We start from the raw sequence: 18,125 nt of genomic DNA, 5'->3' as shown, positions 1-18,125 counted from the left end.
GGGCGTTTTTATATCGAGTGTCTCGTCTTACTGACTACTTCTTCAGACCTAAAGTACCACCAACACGCTTTGGTGCAGGTTTGTTCGGTCTGTTTGAATCTTGGCTGCGATTTGCCGGTTTACCGCTTCTACGATCATTATTGTCGCGATCAGTGCGATTGCGATCCGAACGGTTTCTATCTGAATTTGAACGCTCTGAACGAGAGTTCGACTTCCAGTTTTCGGTATTACCACCGCTTTCACCGTTCGATGAATTGCGGCCACGCTTTGAGTTAGGCGCATGACGGAATTCATCCGCATTGTTACCGCGGTAAGTGCGAGTACGGTTCTCGTTTTGATTACGGCGCGCTGTTGAAGCTTGGTTCTCTTCACGGCTATCAAAAAGTTTCGCGTCAGTCGCTTTACGAATGCGTTGACCTTTCGCGTTCATTTTTGACGCATCTTCCGTACTTACTGAGCTTTCACACATCGCTAAAATTTCAGTGATCTCTTCGTCGCTCAGGTAGCGCCATTTGCCGTTAGGAATACCGTCTAGTGAGATATTCATAATACGAACACGACGTAGTTTAAATACTTCATAACCGAGCGCTTCACACATGCGGCGAATTTGGCGGTTAAGGCCTTGCGTTAATGTGATTCGGAATGAGAACTTAGTCTCTTTCTCTACTTTACATGGCAAGGTAACAGTATCGAGAATATGAACGCCAGCGCCCATTTGCTTCAAGAATTCCGTCGTAATCGGCTTATCTACACGCACCACGTATTCTTTCTCGTGGTTGTTACCTGCACGTAGGATTTTGTTTACGATGTCGCCGTCATTGGTTAGGAAGATAAGGCCATCAGAAGGCTTATCTAGACGACCAATCGGGAAAATACGTTTGTGGTGGCCGATAAAGTCGACGATGTTGCCAGGAATATCACGCTCAGTCGTACAGGTGATACCTGTTGGTTTATTAAGAGCAATATAAATCGGCTTCTCTTTTGAGCGAACAGGCTTATTGTCGATCTCAACATCATCACCTGGTAAGACTTTAGTACCCATTTCAGGGATCTTACCGTTAATAGTAACTCGGCCTGCATCAATGAGCTTATCGGCTTCGCGGCGTGAGCAAAAACCAGTTTCACTGATGTATTTATTAAGGCGTTTAGCTTGGGATTCTTGTGACATGATATTCTCTTAGCGTTTCACAACGGAAATATAGATAAACAAAAAGCAACCTTTGGATAGTTGCTTTGAGTTGAAATTCGTTAACTGAGGCAATTTTAGCACTTGGTGTGAGTCTAGGCACGAAATATCGATCTTGATGCTAAATCGTTACTAGCCCATTTATCTATCTCAACCTATTAACTGGTGCGCTTTTGATGGCGCTCTCTGTTCTCTAGCTTTTTCTCATTACTCTTTCTGAGCATGACATAGACTGCGCCCGTACCACCATGAAATTGCTGAGCAGAGTGAACACATTGAACGTCGTTGATTTGCGTGAGCCAATTTGCCACGTAACTTTTCATCATTGCTGGTGGATTCGAACGCTCACCCTTACCGTGAACAATGATGACGGTACGAACATCCATTCTTAAACATTGACGCAAAAATGAAAGCACTTCGTTACGTGCGTCTTTCAGTGTTTTTCTATGAAGGTCGAGTTTGGCTTGAATAGGGTATTTGCCTAGGCGCAGCTTTTTGTATACGCCTTCTTGTACACCGTCTTTTTTATAAGCAACGACATCGTCTGGCTTGATCATTGGTGAGTAATCTAATGATAAGTAGTCTTTCTCGTCGTCAGACAGCCACATAGCGGCTTCACGCTTAGCAAGGTGAGATTCGGTGACTCGATGTACTTTCTGGTGTTCAGCGGTGTCATGGTCGATACGTTTAACATCGCCCATCATTTCTTGGAATAGATCTAAGTCGTCATCATGAGACATAGTGTGTATCTCAAGTTGGAGAAGGATAGGGTAAGTATACCTAAGTTGAGGCTGGGTTTAAAAATGAAAAACCGGAGAAGACAATAAGTCTGCTCCGGTGCAAAGCATTTTGACATTTACTTATAAAGTAAAAGAATACTTAAAAGTAAATGATTTAGGCTGAGCGATTCTAGTGAGGAGATTTTTCAGTCATAACTTTGTAGATGAAGAAACCTCCATAAAACATCATGAGACCCAGAGCCCCGAAGATTACTATCATTGAAGATAGTCCCACCGCATTACCAAATAGGAGATCTAGCCAAAAGTCCATGTGTATACCTCAAAGTTATATGACACGGGTTAGTGTATTAACTGGTGTTATCAATTCACTGATCTGGATCAATCCTGTTTCATAAGTTAAATACTTGTTGGTAACTGTGTGTTTTTCGTCACATCAAGCGTGTTGTTGTATGTCTTTTGTTCGAACGATTCGAATTCACAATAAATATGAGAAAAAGCGCTTGCGGATAAATTTAGAATCCGTATTATACGCTCCATCGACAGGCAATCAGCCAGTTAGATATCTCGGTGAATAGCGCAGCTTGGTAGCGCATCTGGTTTGGGACCAGAGGGTCGGGGGTTCGAATCCCTCTTCACCGACCACATTAAGAAAAAGGCTTCTCAGAAATGAGAAGCCTTTTTTGCATTTTAACCCTTTGGTTTCTATTTGGTTTGGGACATGAGGGTGGGGCTGGTGCGCCAGTCCGACGGAAGCCCAGCCGCGTCGAATCCCTGCTTAACCGACCGAGATTTAGAAAGCCTGCTCAATGAGCAGGCTTTCGTCGTTTCAGGGTATAGGAAATAGGGTTTGAACCTAGGTGGGGTTCGCCTGGTGTTCGAAATAAGCTCTTCACCGGCCATATTAAAGAAAGCCGTAGCACTCTTTGTAATAGAAGGGGCTACGGCTTTTTTGCATTTTGGTATGTGCGTAATTCTCTAGAGTGACAAAGGAGTGAGTAGAGAATCTCTTGTTTTTCTAAACACCTTGCTTAGATACAAGGATTGACCCAATAAGCCAGTCCCAAAATTATTTACTTAACATCACACGTGATGTCTTTTATCGGTGTTTCCGAGGTAACAAAACAAACATACGCTTCCGCTGGCTTATTAGGGCCTATTCGAATGTAACCTGCCTTTACTTCATCTTCATCAAACGCCACCGAGTGAGAGCTTCCCGTTTGGTTGCCGTAAAATCTTGCTTCAAAATTACCATTCATTTGGCTTGCGATACGGTTGCGTGTCGTAGACGTCGTGAAAGTAATATTCGCGCATCGCATGGGTGGCTTTTCAGTAATCAAAAACTGTCCGCTTTCTTTATCTAGCACGCCGCCTTTTGTATCAGGCTGAATGTCGATGGCTTGAAACTGTTCGATGGTGCATGTTTCTTTGGCTGAGGCTATTGAGGGCATCAGCATCGTGAGGGCTAAAGGGAAAGCAAAAAGTACTGGTTTCATTAGAACAACGCCATGGGTAAAAAGAGCGAAAGATAATAGCACTGCAATGGTGCTATTAAATGTAAAGATTCTGTTATTAAGGAAATGCTTTTATAACGAAAACAAAATGAGGTTGAGCATCGTTAGCTTTTTTGGCTAGCCTCGAATTGACATTGGGCCGGTTGGCTTTGTGATTGCTGGATGACACTGAAGCCTTTCTTTTCTAATAACTGTATAAGGTTACCTTCTCCAATTAGGTGCAAGGTGCCAACTACTATCAAGTAGTTCCCTTTAGGCTTAAGTTTCCAATCATTGGAGGATAGTTTGTTTGCCCAATCTATGTTGCGATCGGTTAAGAATGCTTTCTCAAGTTCAGGCGACATCTCTGATAGCTCTGAGAAGGCTTCCAGCTTCGCTAAATCACCCGCTTTCCAGCTTTCAATCAGGCAATGAACCACACGATCAGTTTGGTCGAACTCTTCAAGGCTACTGACTAACCACTCTTTACCGTCGTCCTTTTGTTTTGTCATCAGGTCTATTTGGAACTGCAGAGGCTCTAAACTGATCACCGGTACATCTTGGATAGTCGCTTTGTGAGCGAGTGTCGCATCAACGCCGCTGGCGGAGCCATAACCAAGGTTTTTTAACTGCTGCATTTGTATGGAGAGAGAAGTTGCCCAAGGTGGTGAACTAAGCAGTTGCTGCGTCGGCATGCCCAATGATTTTGAGATGTCGGTTAATAATTGCAGCTGTTGTTCATTGAGTACATCGGCAGTTGTGAGTTTGTTGTGGGGATATACAACGCCATCAGACTTTCTAATATCCGTTTCGATAACTAACCCATCACTGTTTTTTAGCGCGTCGGTGATCGCCGAAGGAAGTGGGTACATACTCTCGTCCCCAACGTGCACAGAACCTAAGATAGTGAGTGTCATATCCTCCTTTTTTGCTTGCCAATAAAGGGGTTCTGCGACCGCTTGCCTAGCTGAAAAAGCGAGAACGAATAAAACCATGTACCAGAGTGGACGCAAAGGGAGCTCCTTAAGGAAGTATTAAACTCGTTAAAATCGATTTTGACGGTGCTTTTTAACGGTTTTTTTTGAGAACGATGTCACGTTGTTTGTACGAAAAGTATAACAACCCGAACAAACTCTTAAACCTTTCTCTCTATCAACGACACGATTTTATGAAATCCTTTAAAAAGATTGTGATTCAATTCTCAATTTTTACGTCAAAATAAAACTGACGGAAGTGCCGTTAATTCTAACTTGATGATTTTTATATAATTAATTTTATCGTTGTTTTTGAGATTTGAAGCTGATCACTTTATTCGCTTGATTTAATTCACGGTAAAAAATAAGCCCATATAGTTTAGCTAACTTTCGAAGCGCTCTAATTTGCTTCTTACTCAATTTTTAAATTTATGGGTGAATACGATGTTGAAGAGAAACTTACTATCTGTAGCGGTACTGGCTGGTTTGGCGGGTTGTGCTGTAACACAAGCACCAGAGCAAAAGGTGGTGAATGCACTGGCTGATAACCTTGATGTGCAATACGAAATCTTGACGAACCACGGTGCAAACGAAGGCATGGCTTGTCAGGACTTAGGCGCAGAGTGGGCATCATGTAATAAAGTGAACATGACGTTAACTAACGATGGTGAAGCGATTGATTCAAAAGATTGGACCATCTACTTCCACAGTATTCGCCTTATCTTAGATGTTGATAATGAGCAGTTTAAAATCACTCGCGTAACCGGCGACTTACACAAGCTTGAACCAACAGAAAAGTTCGATGGTTTTGCAGCGGGTGAAGAAGTGATTCTTCCATTAACCAGTGAATACTGGCAACTGTTTGAAACCGACTTTATGCCGGGTGCATTTGTAACGGCACCAAACGCAGAACCTAAGATGATTGCTTCATTGAATACGGAAGATGTCGCGTCGTTCGTAACAGGTTTAGAAGGAAACAACCTAAAGCGTACGCCTGATGACAACAACGTAATGGCGACTGCTGTTACGCGTTTCGAAAAGAATGCGGATCTAGCAACGCAAGACGTATCAACCACTTTACTACCAACGCCAATGTCGGTAGAAGCCGGTGAAGGTTCAGTTAGCATTGCTGGTGGTATTGCCCTACCTAAAGACGCATTCGACGCTGAGCAATTCGCAGCAATTGAAGAACGTGCAGATGTGGTAAACGTAGATGTGAGTGGCGACCTACCTGTGAGTGTCGCTGTTGTTCCTACTCAGTTTACGGGTGATTTAGCGAAATCTGGCGCTTATGAACTAAGCATCTCGGAAGAGGGGATTGCAATTAAAGCGTTTGATAAAACTGGCGCTTTCTACGCAGTTCAGTCTATTTTTGGCCTAATAGACAGTCAGAACGCTGAATCATTACCACAACTGTCGATCCAAGATGCTCCACGCTTTGACTACCGTGGTGTGATGGTGGATGTTGCTCGAAACTTCCACTCAAAAGATGCCATCCTAGCCACGCTAGATCAAATGGCAGCCTACAAGATGAATAAACTGCACCTTCACTTAACGGATGATGAAGGTTGGCGTTTAGAAATCCCAGGTTTACCAGAGCTAACGGATGTAGGGTCTAATCGTTGTTTCGATTTGGAAGAGCAAAGCTGTTTACTGCCTCAGCTAGGTTCAGGTCCAACAACAGACAACTTCGGCTCTGGTTTCTTTAGTAAAGCGGATTACGTCGAGATCTTAAGCTACGCAAAAGCGCGCAGCATCGAAGTTATCCCAGAGATTGATATGCCAGCACACGCTCGTTCTGCTGTGGTATCAATGGAAGCACGTTACACTCGCCTAATGGCGGAAGGTAAAGAAGCGGAAGCGAACGAATACCGTTTGATGGATCCACAAGATACATCGAACGTGACTACTGTTCAGTTCTACGATAAGCAAAGCTTCATTAACCCATGTATGGAATCGTCGACTCACTTTGTTGATAAAGTGATCTCTGAAGTGGCAGCAATGCACCAAGAAGCGGGTGTTCCGCTAACGACTTGGCACTTTGGTGGCGATGAAGCGAAAAACATTAAGTTAGGCGCTGGCTTACAAGATATTAATGCAGAAGACAAAGTGGCATGGAAGGGTAACATTGATTTATCTAAGCAAGATAAGCCGTTCCAACAGTCTCCACAATGTCAGAAACTAATTGCGGACGGTACAGTAAGCGATTTCGGTCATCTGCCAAGCCACTTTGCAGAAGAGGTGTCTAAGATTGTTGCTGAGAAGGGCATTCCACACTTCCAAGCGTGGCAAGATGGCCTGAAATACAGCGAAGGTGAAGAAGCATTTGCAACAGAAAGTACGCGCGTTAACTTCTGGGATGTTCTTTACTGGGGCGGCACTTCATCAGTTTACGACTGGTCAGCGAAAGGTTATGACGTAATTGTTTCTAACCCAGATTACGTATACATGGATATGCCATACGAAGTAGATGCCGCAGAGCGTGGTTACTACTGGGCAACGCGTGCAACCGATACTCGTAAGATGTTTGGCTTTGCTCCAGAGAACATGCCGCAAAACGCAGAAACGTCATTAGACCGTGACGGCAATGGTTTCAGTGGTAAAGGTGAGATTGAAGCGAAACCTTTCTACGGTTTGTCAGCGCAGCTTTGGTCTGAAACAGTACGTACCGACGAGCAGTATGAATACATGGTATTCCCGCGCGTTCTTGCCGCAGCTGAGCGTGCATGGCACCGAGCGGATTGGGAAAACGACTACAAAGTGGGCGTTGAGTACTCTCAAGATACTGACTTAGTAAATAAGGAGGCTCTAAACAGTGACTTTAATCGTTTCGCGAATATTGTAGGCCAACGTGAGCTGGCTAAGCTTGAAAAAGCGGGTATTGATTACCGACTGCCAGTTCCGGGTGCAAAAGTGGTTGATGGCAAGCTTGCAATGAACGTTCAATTCCCAGGCGTAGAGCTTCAATACTCAGCTGATGGTGAAAACTGGCTAACGTATGATGAGCAACAACGTCCATCGGTTTCTGGTGAAACTTACATCCGCTCTATCTCTGAAAGTGGCGAGAAAGTAAGTCGAGTGACTTCGGTAAAATAATCGATAAGCAACATTAATAGAAAAGCTCCCTAGCTATTGTCTTATTCAGATAAAAGTGGGAGCTTTTTTTTCGTCCAAACTAAGTTAGGCACTTCTCTTAAGCTGAAACATATAGAAATACTCTTTGTTTATATCGTCAACAATGCACATAAGGTGAGTTCCATCGCAAAAGTGACGCGCTTCTCATTATTCTCTTCAAAAAATAAGTCCCCCATAAAAAACTCTAAATCAAGTGTGATTGAACTAACTCATTCTAATTTCGTAGCGTGAAATAATGTGATCTGGATCTGTAGGTTTTTTCGTCTTGAGTTTTTTATCAATTTTTATGTTTTTAACTATATGATTTTAATGTATTAAATAACTTGTTCTTTTTTGATAGTGAGAGAGATCACTCTGCCCATTCTTTTATTTTTAAACGCGAATTAATTCGAGCAACATAGATTTCATGCCAGGGAGGCTACCAACTACTCAAGCGGTGAAGGTGAATGATGTACCGAAGATGTGCCGCTGAAAAAATTAAACTAAGGCAGTTTACTATGAAAAAAATTATCGCTCTAAGTGCTCTTTCTCTTGCTTTCGCTTCTAGTGCTTTTGCTGGTTCTTCTTACGTAACGGGTAACATCCAAATTCATGACGATGGCCGTATCCACGGTTCTGATATGACTTCTACGCTAGAAGCTGGTCACACGTTTGACAACTCTCTAGGCGGTTTCACGGTTTATTCTGAGTTTGATGGTATCCAATTGGGTGAGCTTGAAGGCCTGACTTCAGCTGAAACTGGTGGTGCGCCTACTACAGGTAACAACACTCCGGGTATCACTGTAGGTGGTGAGCAATCTTTCAACATCACTGACAAACTATGGGTTGCTGCGGGTTACCAACACCTATTCTCTGCAGGCGAAAGCATTCAATTCCGTCCACTAGTTAAGATCGGTTACAACTTCGACAACGGCATCTCTATTAGTAACCGTACTCGTGCACACATCGATGATACTTCAGCTAATGCTGACACAGACTACCGCATGGATAACCGCATTGCTTACACAGTGAATGCTGATTTAGCGCTTAGCTACAACAACGTTTACATGATTGACGCTGAAGCGATGGACCACGAGTTACGTGCAACATGGACTCGTCAAGGTGTTCAACCTTACTTTGAGTTCCGTAGCCAAGCTAACGGTGTAGATTTCGCAAACGGTGCTTCTAAGCAGAACAACGCATTCGTATTCGGTGCTTCTTACGGCTTCTAAGCTGATTCGCTTGGTTGCTTAGTCGCTTAGATTATTAGCCAAGTGGACTTCTTTGTTAAATAGCTTTGTTGTTGAATAACTTCTTAGTTAATTAGCGAAGGGAACATAGCGGTACTAACAGCCCGGTTGGTGCCGCGACAAGATTTGCTTTACTGTCCAAAAGCAAAGAGCCTAGCAAGTAAACCACAGTCTTGGGTTTACTGAATGCTAGGCTCTATTTTTATGACTTCTTTTTTATAGTTGTGTGTTGGTCTGTTTAGGTTCTATTTCCCGTTGTAGTGACGGTATTCAAACACCTGACCTTTTTCATTAAACGCATACACAGAATACTCGTCTTTCTTATCGCCATACTCCATGCCTGGCGAACCCATTGGCATACCCGGAACCGCTAAACCAATCGCATTACGTGGTGGGTTTTCTAGAAAGGCTTTAATGTCATCTGCTGGAATGTGCCCTTCAAATACGTAACCGTCGATCTCTGCAGTGTGGCAAGAGGCTAACTCCTGTGTTACCCCTAGTTTCTGCTTGATTGGGTTCATATCATCGTGGAGCTTCTCAGTAACATCGAACCCAGCATCTCGCATATGTTCTGTCCATTCTGTGCAGCAGCCGCAGTATGGAGATTTGTGGTTTAGAACATCAGTAGCTAAAGCTTGTCCTGAGATTGCAGCGAGTGCAGTAAGAGTCATAACTTTACGAATCATGGTTAACCTCATGAATATGGTTTTTGTTGATATTAGAATGAGTGGGTTTGAACAGTCTTAATCTGTTGGCATTGCTGACTACGGTGATTGATGACATCGCCATCGCAGCGCCTGCAACGACAGGGCTAAGTAAAAATCCAAAGAATGGGTAGAGCACACCAGCCGCAATTGGAATACCAAGTGAATTATAGATAAAGGCACCAAACAGGTTTTGCTTCATGTTTCTCACGGTCGCTTGGGAAAGCTCAATCGCGTTACTGACAGATAATGGCGACGAGTTGAGTAGTGTCATTTGCGCACTTTCAATCGCCACATCGCTGCCGCTACCCATTGCTATGCCTATATCTGCTTGAGCAAGTGCAGGCGCGTCGTTAATACCATCTCCGACCATAGCTACACTCTTATATTGCTGTTGAAGCTGAACAATATGTTGAGCTTTCTGCTCTGGAAGCACTTCCGAGATAACCTCGTCGATACCGACGCTTTTACCTATTGCTTGAGCCACAGAGTCGTTGTCGCCCGTTAATAGCACAGTGTGAATTCCGGCGGATTTTAGTTGAGCTATCGCCTGTTTGCTATCCATTTTTAACGCGTCTGAAATGCCCAATATGCCTTCCAGTTTTTGGTCAATTACAATGAAAATAGGCGTCCACGCTTGCGAGCGGCAAAGCACGATGAAATTCGCGCCAATCTCTGTATTGATACCTAACTGGGTGAGGTACTTAAGCGAGCCAACTTGCACGTTCTTGCCGTTAATTGTAGCTTGAACCCCAAGCCCGCGTTGGTTTTCAAATTCGCTGTGTGGGAGTACTGAAACTTCCAAGCTCTCTGCATATTGGCAAACGGCTTTGGCAAGTGGGTGCTCAGATCCTACTTCTACTGAATAAGCATAAGCCAGTAACTCTTGCTCCGTTAGATTAGCGTAAAAGGCCTGTTGAACGGTTGGTTTGCCTTGGGTCAATGTCCCTGTTTTGTCAAACACAACAGCATCGATTTTGCTGGCAGACTGCAATACATCCGCATCTTTAATAAGAACGCCAAACTCAGCCGCTTTGCCTACGCCAACAGTAATCGAAAGCGGTGTGGCTAGGCCTAATGCACATGGACAAGCGATGATCAGCACTGTGGTTGATACCACTAACATGTAACTGGCGCTTGGTTGTGGGCCTACAAAAAACCAAATTAGGGCGGCGACCGCTGCGATTGCGACCACAACCGGAACAAAAACGGCTGAGATAGAGTCGGCAAGCTTGGCGATTGCTGGTTTACTGCTTTGCGCTTGGCGAACCATTTGAATGATTCTAGCCAGCATGGTGCTTGATCCAATCCCAGTCGCTTCAATAATTAAACTACCATCACCATTAATGGTGCCCGCAGAAACGCCATCATTAGTTGATTTAACGTTGGGAAGTGGTTCACCGGTCAGCATCGACTCATCGATATAAGATTCACCTGAGACTACGACACCATCAACCGGCACTTTTTCTCCGGGTTTTACTCGTACCTGCATGCCTACCTGAATGGCTTCTACTGCGATGGTTTGTTCTTTGCCATCGACAATAACCACCGCTTTTTGAGGCTGTAAATTAATCAGTGCTTGCAGCGATTTTGTAGTACGTGCTTTGGCTTTGGCTTCAATGTAGTGACCCAAAGAGATAAGGCCGACAATCATTGCACTGGCTTCAAAGTAGACATGGCGCGATGGTTCTGGGAACCATGATGGAATCAGCACAACCAGCATTGAATAGAACCATGCTGCGCCTGTACCTAGAGCGACTAAGGTATCCATAGTCGCGCGCTTATGCATAAGCGACTGCCAAGCATTCGTGAAGAAGCTACGACCTGAGGTAGCAAGCAGTATCAAACAAACGACACCAACCAAGCCCCAAGCCAGTTGATCGTTAAATGTGGCAATGGTCATGCTGCCACCGAACACGCCCCATGCCATCAGCGGAGCACCGATCACCAGCGCACTTACTGAGTTTCTAAGGAAGGCTTGTTGAGTACGAAGTTGTTGTTCTTGTTGTTTTTGCTGTTGAGTCGCTGCATCGTCGACAAACTCAGCGCCATAACCAGCAGCTTTCACCGATTCTATTAGAGCGTTTTCAATGATGTCTCTTGTTTGAGAGGTGAAAACCAAGGCTGTCTGTTCAGCGAGGTTGATCTGCGCTTGGTCGACAAACTCATTCTTTTTCAGTGCTTTTTCGACTGAAGAAACACAACTCGCACACGTCATTCCATCAAGAACAAGGTGATAGGTATATTGGCTAGCTGTGGTTTTGTCTTCAGCATCTTCAATCTTTTTATCTGCTTGTTCGTTTTCTGAATCTGAACTAGATAAAAGGTTATTGGCTTCAGAGTAGGGAGCTGCGTGATAACCCACACTTTCGACCAGCTCAATAAGCTCTGATTCTTCAAGCAGAGTAACCAACGACAATTCATCTTTGGTGACTTCTAGATTTGAGGCTTGCTCGGTTTGTTGAAGCGCTTGAGTCAGTTTGTTCACGCACTTACCACAGCTGAGCCCTGATAATGAAAGATGCAGCGAATTACCCATGGAATAACCAAGAATTGCTAACTGTTCGTTGAGTTCAACATAACTAAAAGGCGTCGAAATATCGATGTACGTCGGCGATATGTCATTGATCGTCGTATTGTCGAGATCATCAAACAGTGTGCGAACTTTCTTCGCACACCCCATGCAATTTAGGCCGTTGAGCGCAGTTGTGTAATGGTTCATATCGATACTCCAATTCTCATCTAGCCCTAACATAAACCTTCCCGTAAGGGTAAGGTCAAACATAAATTAAAGAATTTAATATTTGTTGAAATATAGAGTGATGGAATGGATGAGGTTTATCGCGAGCGTGACGAGAATTTTCCTTTTTAGAGCGTATGACATGTACTTGAGCTATTGGTTTTCTCCTTCTACGATAGCTTTCGTACAAGATCAGCACATTAATCATTCACTACTGATTGTAGATTTAAGTGGTGGTGATAAAATAGCGCCCAAAATTTAGTGATATTTGTCTGTTACAGGCTTTGTAATGGCGAGCACTAAAAGAATCACCTACATAATCAAGGTATTTAAATGACGGTTAAAACTCGTTTTGCTCCTAGCCCAACTGGCTATCTTCACGTTGGTGGTGCACGTACTGCACTTTACTCTTGGCTATTCGCTAAGAACCAAGGTGGTGAATTCGTTCTACGTATCGAAGACACGGACCTTGAGCGTAACTCTCAAGAAGCGGTTGATGCAATTCTAGAAGGCATGCAATGGATGGGTATGGAATGGGATGAAGGTCCTTACTACCAATCTAAGCGTTTTGACCGTTACAACGAAATGGTTGATAAGCTACTTGCTGAAGACAAAGCATTCAAATGCTACGCGTCTAAAGAACTGCTTGATGAAATTCGTGCAGAGCAAGAAGAAAACAAAGAAATGGCTCGTTACGATGCTAACCACCCTAAAATTGTTGCAGCAAACGAAGCAGCAAAAGAAGGTGATGCATGCGTTATCCGTTTCCGTAACCCTAAAGAAGGCAGCGTAGTATTTGATGACCAAATCCGTGGTCGCATTGAAATCGCGAACAGCCAACTTGATGACCTAATCATTCGTCGTACAGACGGCGCTCCAACATACAACTTCGTAGTTGTAGTGGATGACTGGGATATGGGTATTACACACGTTGTTCGTGGTGAAGATCACATCAACAACACACCTCGTCAAATCAACATCTATGAAGCACTAGGCGCGCCAGTTCCAACTTTCGCTCACTGTGCAATGATTCTTGGTGATGACGGTGCGAAACTTTCTAAGCGTCACGGTGCTGTTTCTGTAATGCAATACCGCGACGAAGGTTACCTACCAAATGCACTAAACAACTACCTAGTTCGTTTAGGCTGGTCTCACGGTGACCAAGAGATCTTCTCTCAAGAAGAGATGATTGAATTCTTCAGCCTGAACGCTATCAGCAAGTCTGCTTCTGCATTCAACACTGATAAGCTACTTTGGTTGAACAACCACTACATCAAGACTTCTGAGCCTGAGTACGTAGCTAAATACCTGCAATGGCACCTAGACGCACAGAAGATCGATACAACAAATGGCCCAGCTATCACTGAAGTGATCAAGCTAGTTGGCGAGCGTTGTAACACGCTTATCGAACTTGCTGAGCAATCTCGCTACTTCTACGAAGATTTCTCTGAGTTTGAAGCTGGCGCAGCGAAGAAGCACCTACGTGGTGTTGCTAAAGGCCCACTAGAGCTTGCTCTTGCTAAGGTTGAAGCGCTTGAAGATTTCACTACTGCAAACATCAAAGATGGTGTGATTGCAGCAGTATGTGAAGAGCTAGAGATCGGCATGGGTAAAATCGGTATGCCACTTCGCGTAGCAGTAACAGGCGGCGGTCAGTCTCCTTCTGTTGACGCAGTGATGGAGCTTGTTGGTAAAGAGCGCGTAATCGCTCGCATCAAGATGGCTCTTGAGTTCATCGCTGAGCGTGAAGCTAACGCTTAATTGAGCGATTGCTAGAATCAAAAAAAGGGTCAGTAACTTGGTTACTGACCCTTTTTATTTGTCTCGATCTTTAGTCTCTGAACGATTTCGTTAGAGCTTGTCGTCGGTAATCATTTGAGTCGCTTGCGCGGCTGTTTTCTTATCGAACAAGATATCCATCATCGCTTTGATGCGTTCCATATCGTCACCAAACTTAGAAAAGTTTCCGCTGTTTGGCGCTTTGAATTCGACATTGCCTACGCGCTGTTGATCTTGATAAGCCGAGATCTTTGCGTCAGCCACAAATGTTCTGAAATCCCAACTCCAACGAGAGACATAATCAAGCGTGATGTCCTCTGGATTATGTTCTGAACCGTCTGCCACGACCTTACATTTAACCTGATTATTCAGGCACCAGTCGAGCATGGAATCGAGAAAAACCGCACGAGTTTTCTCGTCTTCAACAATCGTTACATGTTCGATTGTATTTGCTTCTGGTAGTGCGTTTCCTGAATATTTCGGAGCACTACAACCTGCGAGTAAAACGACAACAGCAGCAACTAACCAGTTTTTCATTATCTATCCTAGATTTTTTTGAAGATGATTGAGGTGTTGATTCCGCCAAAAGCGAAGTTGTTGCTCATCAGATATTCAACGTCCAATTCGCGACCTGAACCTGTGATGTAATCGAGCTTGCCGCACTGTTCGTCGATATTCTCAAGATTCAATGTTGGGCTGAACCAACCTGAATGCATCATCTCTAGGCTTAACCAAGCTTCAATCGCACCACACGCGCCAAGCGTATGACCAAAGTAGCTTTTCAACGAGCTGATTGGCACTTCACCAAAAATGTTCGCGGTCGCATTACTTTCCGCAATATCGCCTTTTTCAGTCGCCGTTCCGTGTGCAGAAACATAGCCAATCTTTTCAGCCGGAAGTTGTGCGTCTTTCAAAGCTTTTTCCATACAAATTTGCATGGTTTCCATCTGAGGTTGGGTCACATGAGCGGCATCGCAGTTGCTGGCAAAGCCGATGATCTCAGCGTAGATCTTTGCGCCACGAGCCACAGCATGTTCATACTCTTCAAGAACAAGCGTGCCAGCGCCTTCACCGATAACAAGGCCATCGCGCCCACTGTCGTAAGGGCTAGGAGATTTTTTTGGTGTGTCGTTTTTTAAACTGGTAGCAAAAAGGGTATCGAAAACGGCAGACTCAGTTGGGCATAGCTCTTCACCACCACCGGCAACCATCACGGTTTGGTAGCCGTGCTTAATCGCTTCATAGGCATAACCAATCGCTTGGCTTCCTGAAGTACACGCACTGCTGGTGGGAATCACGCGGCCGCGCAGACCGAAGAATAGCCCCACATTGACCGCAGCGGTGTGTGGCATCATTTGAACATAGGTGGTTGCTGTGATTGCTCGTGTCGATTTCTCGTTAAGCATCACGCCAAACGCACCAACGGCATCAGTACTGCCGGTTGAAGAGCCGTAAGCGATACCGGTTTCACCATTGGTTAAAATATCGTGGCCGATCAGCCCTGCTTGCTCTAATGCATTTTCTGTCGCAACGGTAGCTAGGCGGGATACTCGTCCCATGCCACGCACTTGTTTACGCTTGTAGTGTTTTGGCAGTTGGAAGTCATCAATAGGCGCAGCAAGCTTAGTGTTGAGACCATCGTACTGCTCAAAGCTTGGCATATATTGAGTGGCATTTTCACACGCTTTCAGTTTTGGCTCGATCTGCTGCCAATCATTACCAAAGGCAGTAACACCAGACATGCCAGTTACAACAACGCGGCGGGTCATACTAAGCCTCCATTAACTGAAATTACTTGGCGAGTAACGTAGCCTGCAATATCAGACATGAGATAACTCACAAGGCCTGCTACTTCTTCTGGCTCGCCCATGCGGCGCAGTGGAACTTGGGGAAGGGCATGATCTTTCACGTGCTCATCAACCATGCCGGTATCAATTAAGCCTGGAGCGACACAGTTTACCGTGATCTTGCGTTTCGCTAACTCTAAAGCTAGAGACTTAGTCGCGCCAATCACGCCGGCTTTAGCTGCTGCGTAGTTGGTTTGACCGCGGTTACCCATGATGCCTGATACAGACGCCAGAGTAACGATGCGACCGCCTTTGCGTTTCTGAACCATAGGCATCACACAAGGGTGGAGCACATTGTAGAAGCTGTCGAGGTTGGTATGAATCACGCTATCCCACTCTTCTTCTGTCATCGCAGGGAATGCGGTGTCACGAGTAATGCCCGCGTTGTTCACCACACCGTAGTAAGCGCCATGTTCAGCTATATCAGACTCAAGCTTTTCGCGACACTCGCTGCGGTTGCTGATATCAAATTGGATAAGACGTCCAGTACCACCCAGTTCAGTGATCGACTGCAGCGTCTCTTCAGCACCTTGCTTGTCACCCATGTAATGAACGGCGATTTCAAATCCGTCTTTCGCGAGTTGAATAGCGATCGCTTTCCCAATGCCTTTGCTGGCACCAGTGACTAAAACCTGACGGCTCATGATGGGCTCCTAGTTTTCATTTCTTGTAATTTTTGTTCGGTCGGCACGTAGACATTGAGTTGGCATTGAGCCACTAACTCGCCTTGGTCTTCGACTCTAGCGGTAAACACGGCCATGCCACTGTCTTCCATCAGTTGCTCGGCATAGATATCAAGGGTCTGACCTTGAGTAAATTTATCACACAGTGATTTGTAGCGACGAGAACCGAGTAAGAAACCGATTGGAGGAGTGGTGCCATTTTTCAGTGCATGGTATCCAGACCAAGCAGCAACAGACTGCGCCATAAACTCGATACCAACATAAGCAGGTACGGTTCGAGATTGGGCGTCAAAGAACAGATTATGGTCACCAATATCGACCTGACAGTGGATCGACAACGCCTCTACGCTGATCGCACGATCGATTAATATCATCGGATCATCGTGAGGGAGGAGTTGGTCTACAGAAGGGATATCAGTCATTTACTACACCAAAAATCAGGCTAATGTTGTTACCACCAAAAGCAAACGAGTTGCTTAAGATGTTCTTTACTTTAAGTTTCTGGGTACAGTTTACCAAATCAATCTCAATATCTTCAGCTTTATCCTGACATTTTTGTAAGGGAAGCGGTAAGTCATATTTTAAAATATGCCATGCAATCGCCGCCTCAATCGCACTTGCAGCTCCTAGAGTATGCCCGGTAAGCGGCTTGGTTGAGCTAACGGGAACCTTGTTTGCAAAAATACGATGGATGGCTTTGCTTTCCATTGAATCATTGAGTGGCGTTGCTGTGCCATGGGCATTGATATAACCGATGTCCTCTGCTTGTAACTGTGCAGAATATAACGCTTTTTTTATCGCTTGCTCGGCGCCATTGCCTTCAGGGTGGGGCGCTGAAATATGGTGTGCATCAGAGCTGTCACCACAACCTAATAAGGCAATGTTCGACGTGTCTTGCGTTGCATTAACACCGGCTAACTTTGTTTTGCTGAGCAACATAAATGCCGCCGCTTCGCCGATGTTGATACCATCTCGGGTTGCACTAAATGGCTTACAATGTGTCGTTGAGAGTGCTTCAAGACCATGAAAACCGTTGAGTGTCAGCTTACATAAGGTGTCCACACCACCGACTAACACAGCATCAGCCATGCCTGAATCTAGCAAACGTTGCGCAGTGAGGAACACACGACCACTGGATGAGCAAGCCGTTGAGACCGCATAGCTTGGCCCGGTTAATGAGCAGTATTGGCTAACGAACTCGGAAGTGTTCCCTAGCTCTTGTTTTGAGTAGTGATAATGCTCGGGAAAAGAACCTTGGTCGAGTTTGTGTTTAAAAGCGGCTTCACCGTCCGAAATTCCCGAAGTACTGGTGCCGATAACCACTGCAATTCTATCTGCACCAAACTGAGATTTTGCTTGCTTGATAGAATCTTCAATTTGATTTAGAGCTGACAGCGCCAGTTGATTGTTGCGAGTGGCGTATTGCGTAAGATCTGAAGGAATAGGTGGCAGCTCACCCGCAATTTGACCAACGACAGTATGTTTACCATCGTTCAGCATATCATTCACTTCGACCATATTTGATTCACGCTCGTCTTTCAGGCAACCATGAATGTCCGCAATCTCTGAACCTAGCGCTGAGTGGAAACCACAGTCTTGGATGTAAATAGGCATAGTG

15 protein-coding genes and 1 tRNA gene are annotated in these 18,125 nt (G+C 44.8%); 4 read left to right on the top strand and 12 right to left on the bottom strand.

Translation table 11 applies throughout. The annotated features are described in order from the left end of the window. Nucleotides 1-34 precede the first annotated feature (34 nt). From rluF to MSG35_RS10910, 3 genes are all read right to left on the bottom strand, one after another. Complete coding sequence (gene rluF, locus MSG35_RS10920) at nucleotides 35-1,168, bottom strand: 23S rRNA pseudouridine(2604) synthase RluF (protein ID WP_248383891.1); 1,134 nt, start codon at nucleotides 1,166-1,168, stop codon at nucleotides 35-37. 176 nt (nucleotides 1,169-1,344) lie between these two features. Continuing rightward, nucleotides 1,345-1,926 carry a DNA endonuclease SmrA gene (smrA, locus tag MSG35_RS10915; protein WP_017062320.1) on the bottom strand — a complete coding sequence of 194 codons (582 nt, stop codon included), beginning with the start codon at nucleotides 1,924-1,926 and terminating at the stop codon, nucleotides 1,345-1,347. 169 nt (nucleotides 1,927-2,095) lie between these two features. Continuing rightward, complete coding sequence (locus MSG35_RS10910; RefSeq protein WP_017062321.1) at nucleotides 2,096-2,236, bottom strand: DUF3149 domain-containing protein; 141 nt, start codon at nucleotides 2,234-2,236, stop codon at nucleotides 2,096-2,098. A 255-nt stretch (nucleotides 2,237-2,491) separates the two neighbouring features. Here MSG35_RS10910 and MSG35_RS10905 point away from each other — a divergent pair. Then, nucleotides 2,492-2,568: transfer RNA gene (locus MSG35_RS10905), tRNA-Pro, on the top strand. A 428-nt stretch (nucleotides 2,569-2,996) separates the two neighbouring features. Here MSG35_RS10905 and MSG35_RS10900 read toward each other — a convergent pair. Beyond that, nucleotides 2,997-3,419, bottom strand: a complete 423-nt coding sequence (locus MSG35_RS10900) for a hypothetical protein (protein WP_248383890.1) — start codon at nucleotides 3,417-3,419, stop codon at nucleotides 2,997-2,999. Between the two features lie 122 nt (nucleotides 3,420-3,541). Further along, complete coding sequence (locus MSG35_RS10895; RefSeq protein WP_248383889.1) at nucleotides 3,542-4,429, bottom strand: TraB/GumN family protein; 888 nt, start codon at nucleotides 4,427-4,429, stop codon at nucleotides 3,542-3,544. Between the two features lie 405 nt (nucleotides 4,430-4,834). Here MSG35_RS10895 and MSG35_RS10890 point away from each other — a divergent pair, with 405 nt between their 5' ends. After that, entirely contained in the window at nucleotides 4,835-7,486 is a 2,652-nt protein-coding gene (locus MSG35_RS10890) for a beta-N-acetylhexosaminidase (RefSeq protein WP_248383888.1), read from the top strand. A 536-nt stretch (nucleotides 7,487-8,022) separates the two neighbouring features. Further along, nucleotides 8,023-8,736 carry an oligogalacturonate-specific porin KdgM family protein gene (locus MSG35_RS10885; RefSeq protein WP_048615708.1) on the top strand — a complete coding sequence of 238 codons (714 nt, stop codon included), beginning with the start codon at nucleotides 8,023-8,025 and terminating at the stop codon, nucleotides 8,734-8,736. Between the two features lie 263 nt (nucleotides 8,737-8,999). Here MSG35_RS10885 and MSG35_RS10880 read toward each other — a convergent pair whose 3' ends face one another. Then, nucleotides 9,000-9,440 (bottom strand): DUF411 domain-containing protein, encoded by a 441-nt coding sequence (locus tag MSG35_RS10880; protein WP_248383887.1) that lies wholly within the window; start codon nucleotides 9,438-9,440, stop codon nucleotides 9,000-9,002. Continuing rightward, entirely contained in the window at nucleotides 9,430-12,243 is a 2,814-nt protein-coding gene (locus MSG35_RS10875; protein ID WP_248383886.1) for a heavy metal translocating P-type ATPase, read from the bottom strand. The genes MSG35_RS10880 and MSG35_RS10875 overlap by 11 nt, the downstream gene beginning before the upstream one ends. A gap of 288 nt (nucleotides 12,244-12,531) precedes the next feature. Between MSG35_RS10875 and gltX the strand changes: the two genes are divergently transcribed. Beyond that, complete coding sequence (gene gltX / locus MSG35_RS10870) at nucleotides 12,532-13,959, top strand: glutamate--tRNA ligase (protein WP_017069020.1); 1,428 nt, start codon at nucleotides 12,532-12,534, stop codon at nucleotides 13,957-13,959. A 90-nt stretch (nucleotides 13,960-14,049) separates the two neighbouring features. Here gltX and MSG35_RS10865 read toward each other — a convergent pair whose 3' ends face one another. From MSG35_RS10865 to MSG35_RS10845, 5 genes are read right to left on the bottom strand one after another with little or no spacing between them, the layout of a single operon-like run. Further along, nucleotides 14,050-14,514, bottom strand: coding sequence for an Sbal_3080 family lipoprotein (locus MSG35_RS10865; protein ID WP_248383885.1), 465 nt, complete (start codon nucleotides 14,512-14,514; stop codon nucleotides 14,050-14,052). Nucleotides 14,515-14,522: 8 nt separating this feature from the next. Continuing rightward, the gene (locus MSG35_RS10860) at nucleotides 14,523-15,746 is read right to left on the bottom strand and encodes a beta-ketoacyl-ACP synthase (RefSeq protein WP_048611281.1); all 1,224 of its coding nucleotides are present in this window, start codon (nucleotides 15,744-15,746) and stop codon (nucleotides 14,523-14,525) included. Beyond that, on the bottom strand, nucleotides 15,743-16,468 hold the full coding sequence (locus MSG35_RS10855; protein ID WP_248383884.1) for a 3-ketoacyl-ACP reductase FabG2: 726 nt from the start codon (nucleotides 16,466-16,468) through the stop codon (nucleotides 15,743-15,745). The genes MSG35_RS10860 and MSG35_RS10855 overlap by 4 nt, the downstream gene beginning before the upstream one ends. Next, the gene (locus MSG35_RS10850; protein WP_081231136.1) at nucleotides 16,465-16,929 is read right to left on the bottom strand and encodes a hotdog family protein; all 465 of its coding nucleotides are present in this window, start codon (nucleotides 16,927-16,929) and stop codon (nucleotides 16,465-16,467) included. The genes MSG35_RS10855 and MSG35_RS10850 overlap by 4 nt, the downstream gene beginning before the upstream one ends. After that, on the bottom strand, nucleotides 16,922-18,121 hold the full coding sequence (locus MSG35_RS10845) for a beta-ketoacyl-[acyl-carrier-protein] synthase family protein (protein WP_248383883.1): 1,200 nt from the start codon (nucleotides 18,119-18,121) through the stop codon (nucleotides 16,922-16,924). Before MSG35_RS10845 ends, MSG35_RS10850 begins: the two co-directional genes overlap by 8 nt. Nucleotides 18,122-18,125 lie beyond the last annotated feature (4 nt).

This window comes from Vibrio sp. 1CM23M (assembly GCF_023161755.1).
Taxonomy (GTDB): Bacteria; Pseudomonadota; Gammaproteobacteria; order Enterobacterales; family Vibrionaceae; genus Vibrio; species Vibrio coralliirubri.
This window is presented reverse-complemented; position numbering and strand designations above follow the sequence as displayed.

Bases quoted from the DNA above. Each gene is read 5' to 3' on its own strand.
- rluF (WP_248383891.1), bottom strand. From the start codon at position 1,168: ATGTCACAAGAATCCCAAGCTAAACGCCTTAATAAATACATCAGTGAA.
- smrA (WP_017062320.1), bottom strand. From the start codon at position 1,926: ATGTCTCATGATGACGACTTAGATCTATTCCAAGAAATGATGGGCGAT.
- MSG35_RS10910 (WP_017062321.1), bottom strand. From the start codon at position 2,236: ATGGACTTTTGGCTAGATCTCCTATTTGGTAATGCGGTGGGACTATCT.
- MSG35_RS10900 (WP_248383890.1), bottom strand. From the start codon at position 3,419: ATGAAACCAGTACTTTTTGCTTTCCCTTTAGCCCTCACGATGCTGATG.
- MSG35_RS10890 (WP_248383888.1), top strand. From the start codon at position 4,835: ATGTTGAAGAGAAACTTACTATCTGTAGCGGTACTGGCTGGTTTGGCG.
- MSG35_RS10885 (WP_048615708.1), top strand. From the start codon at position 8,023: ATGAAAAAAATTATCGCTCTAAGTGCTCTTTCTCTTGCTTTCGCTTCT.
- MSG35_RS10880 (WP_248383887.1), bottom strand. From the start codon at position 9,440: ATGATTCGTAAAGTTATGACTCTTACTGCACTCGCTGCAATCTCAGGA.
- MSG35_RS10875 (WP_248383886.1), bottom strand. From the start codon at position 12,243: ATGTTTGACCTTACCCTTACGGGAAGGTTTATGTTAGGGCTAGATGAG.
- gltX (WP_017069020.1), top strand. From the start codon at position 12,532: ATGACGGTTAAAACTCGTTTTGCTCCTAGCCCAACTGGCTATCTTCAC.
- MSG35_RS10865 (WP_248383885.1), bottom strand. From the start codon at position 14,514: ATGAAAAACTGGTTAGTTGCTGCTGTTGTCGTTTTACTCGCAGGTTGT.
- MSG35_RS10860 (WP_048611281.1), bottom strand. From the start codon at position 15,746: ATGACCCGCCGCGTTGTTGTAACTGGCATGTCTGGTGTTACTGCCTTT.
- MSG35_RS10855 (WP_248383884.1), bottom strand. From the start codon at position 16,468: ATGAGCCGTCAGGTTTTAGTCACTGGTGCCAGCAAAGGCATTGGGAAA.
- MSG35_RS10850 (WP_081231136.1), bottom strand. From the start codon at position 16,929: ATGACTGATATCCCTTCTGTAGACCAACTCCTCCCTCACGATGATCCG.
- MSG35_RS10845 (WP_248383883.1), bottom strand. From the start codon at position 18,121: ATGCCTATTTACATCCAAGACTGTGGTTTCCACTCAGCGCTAGGTTCA.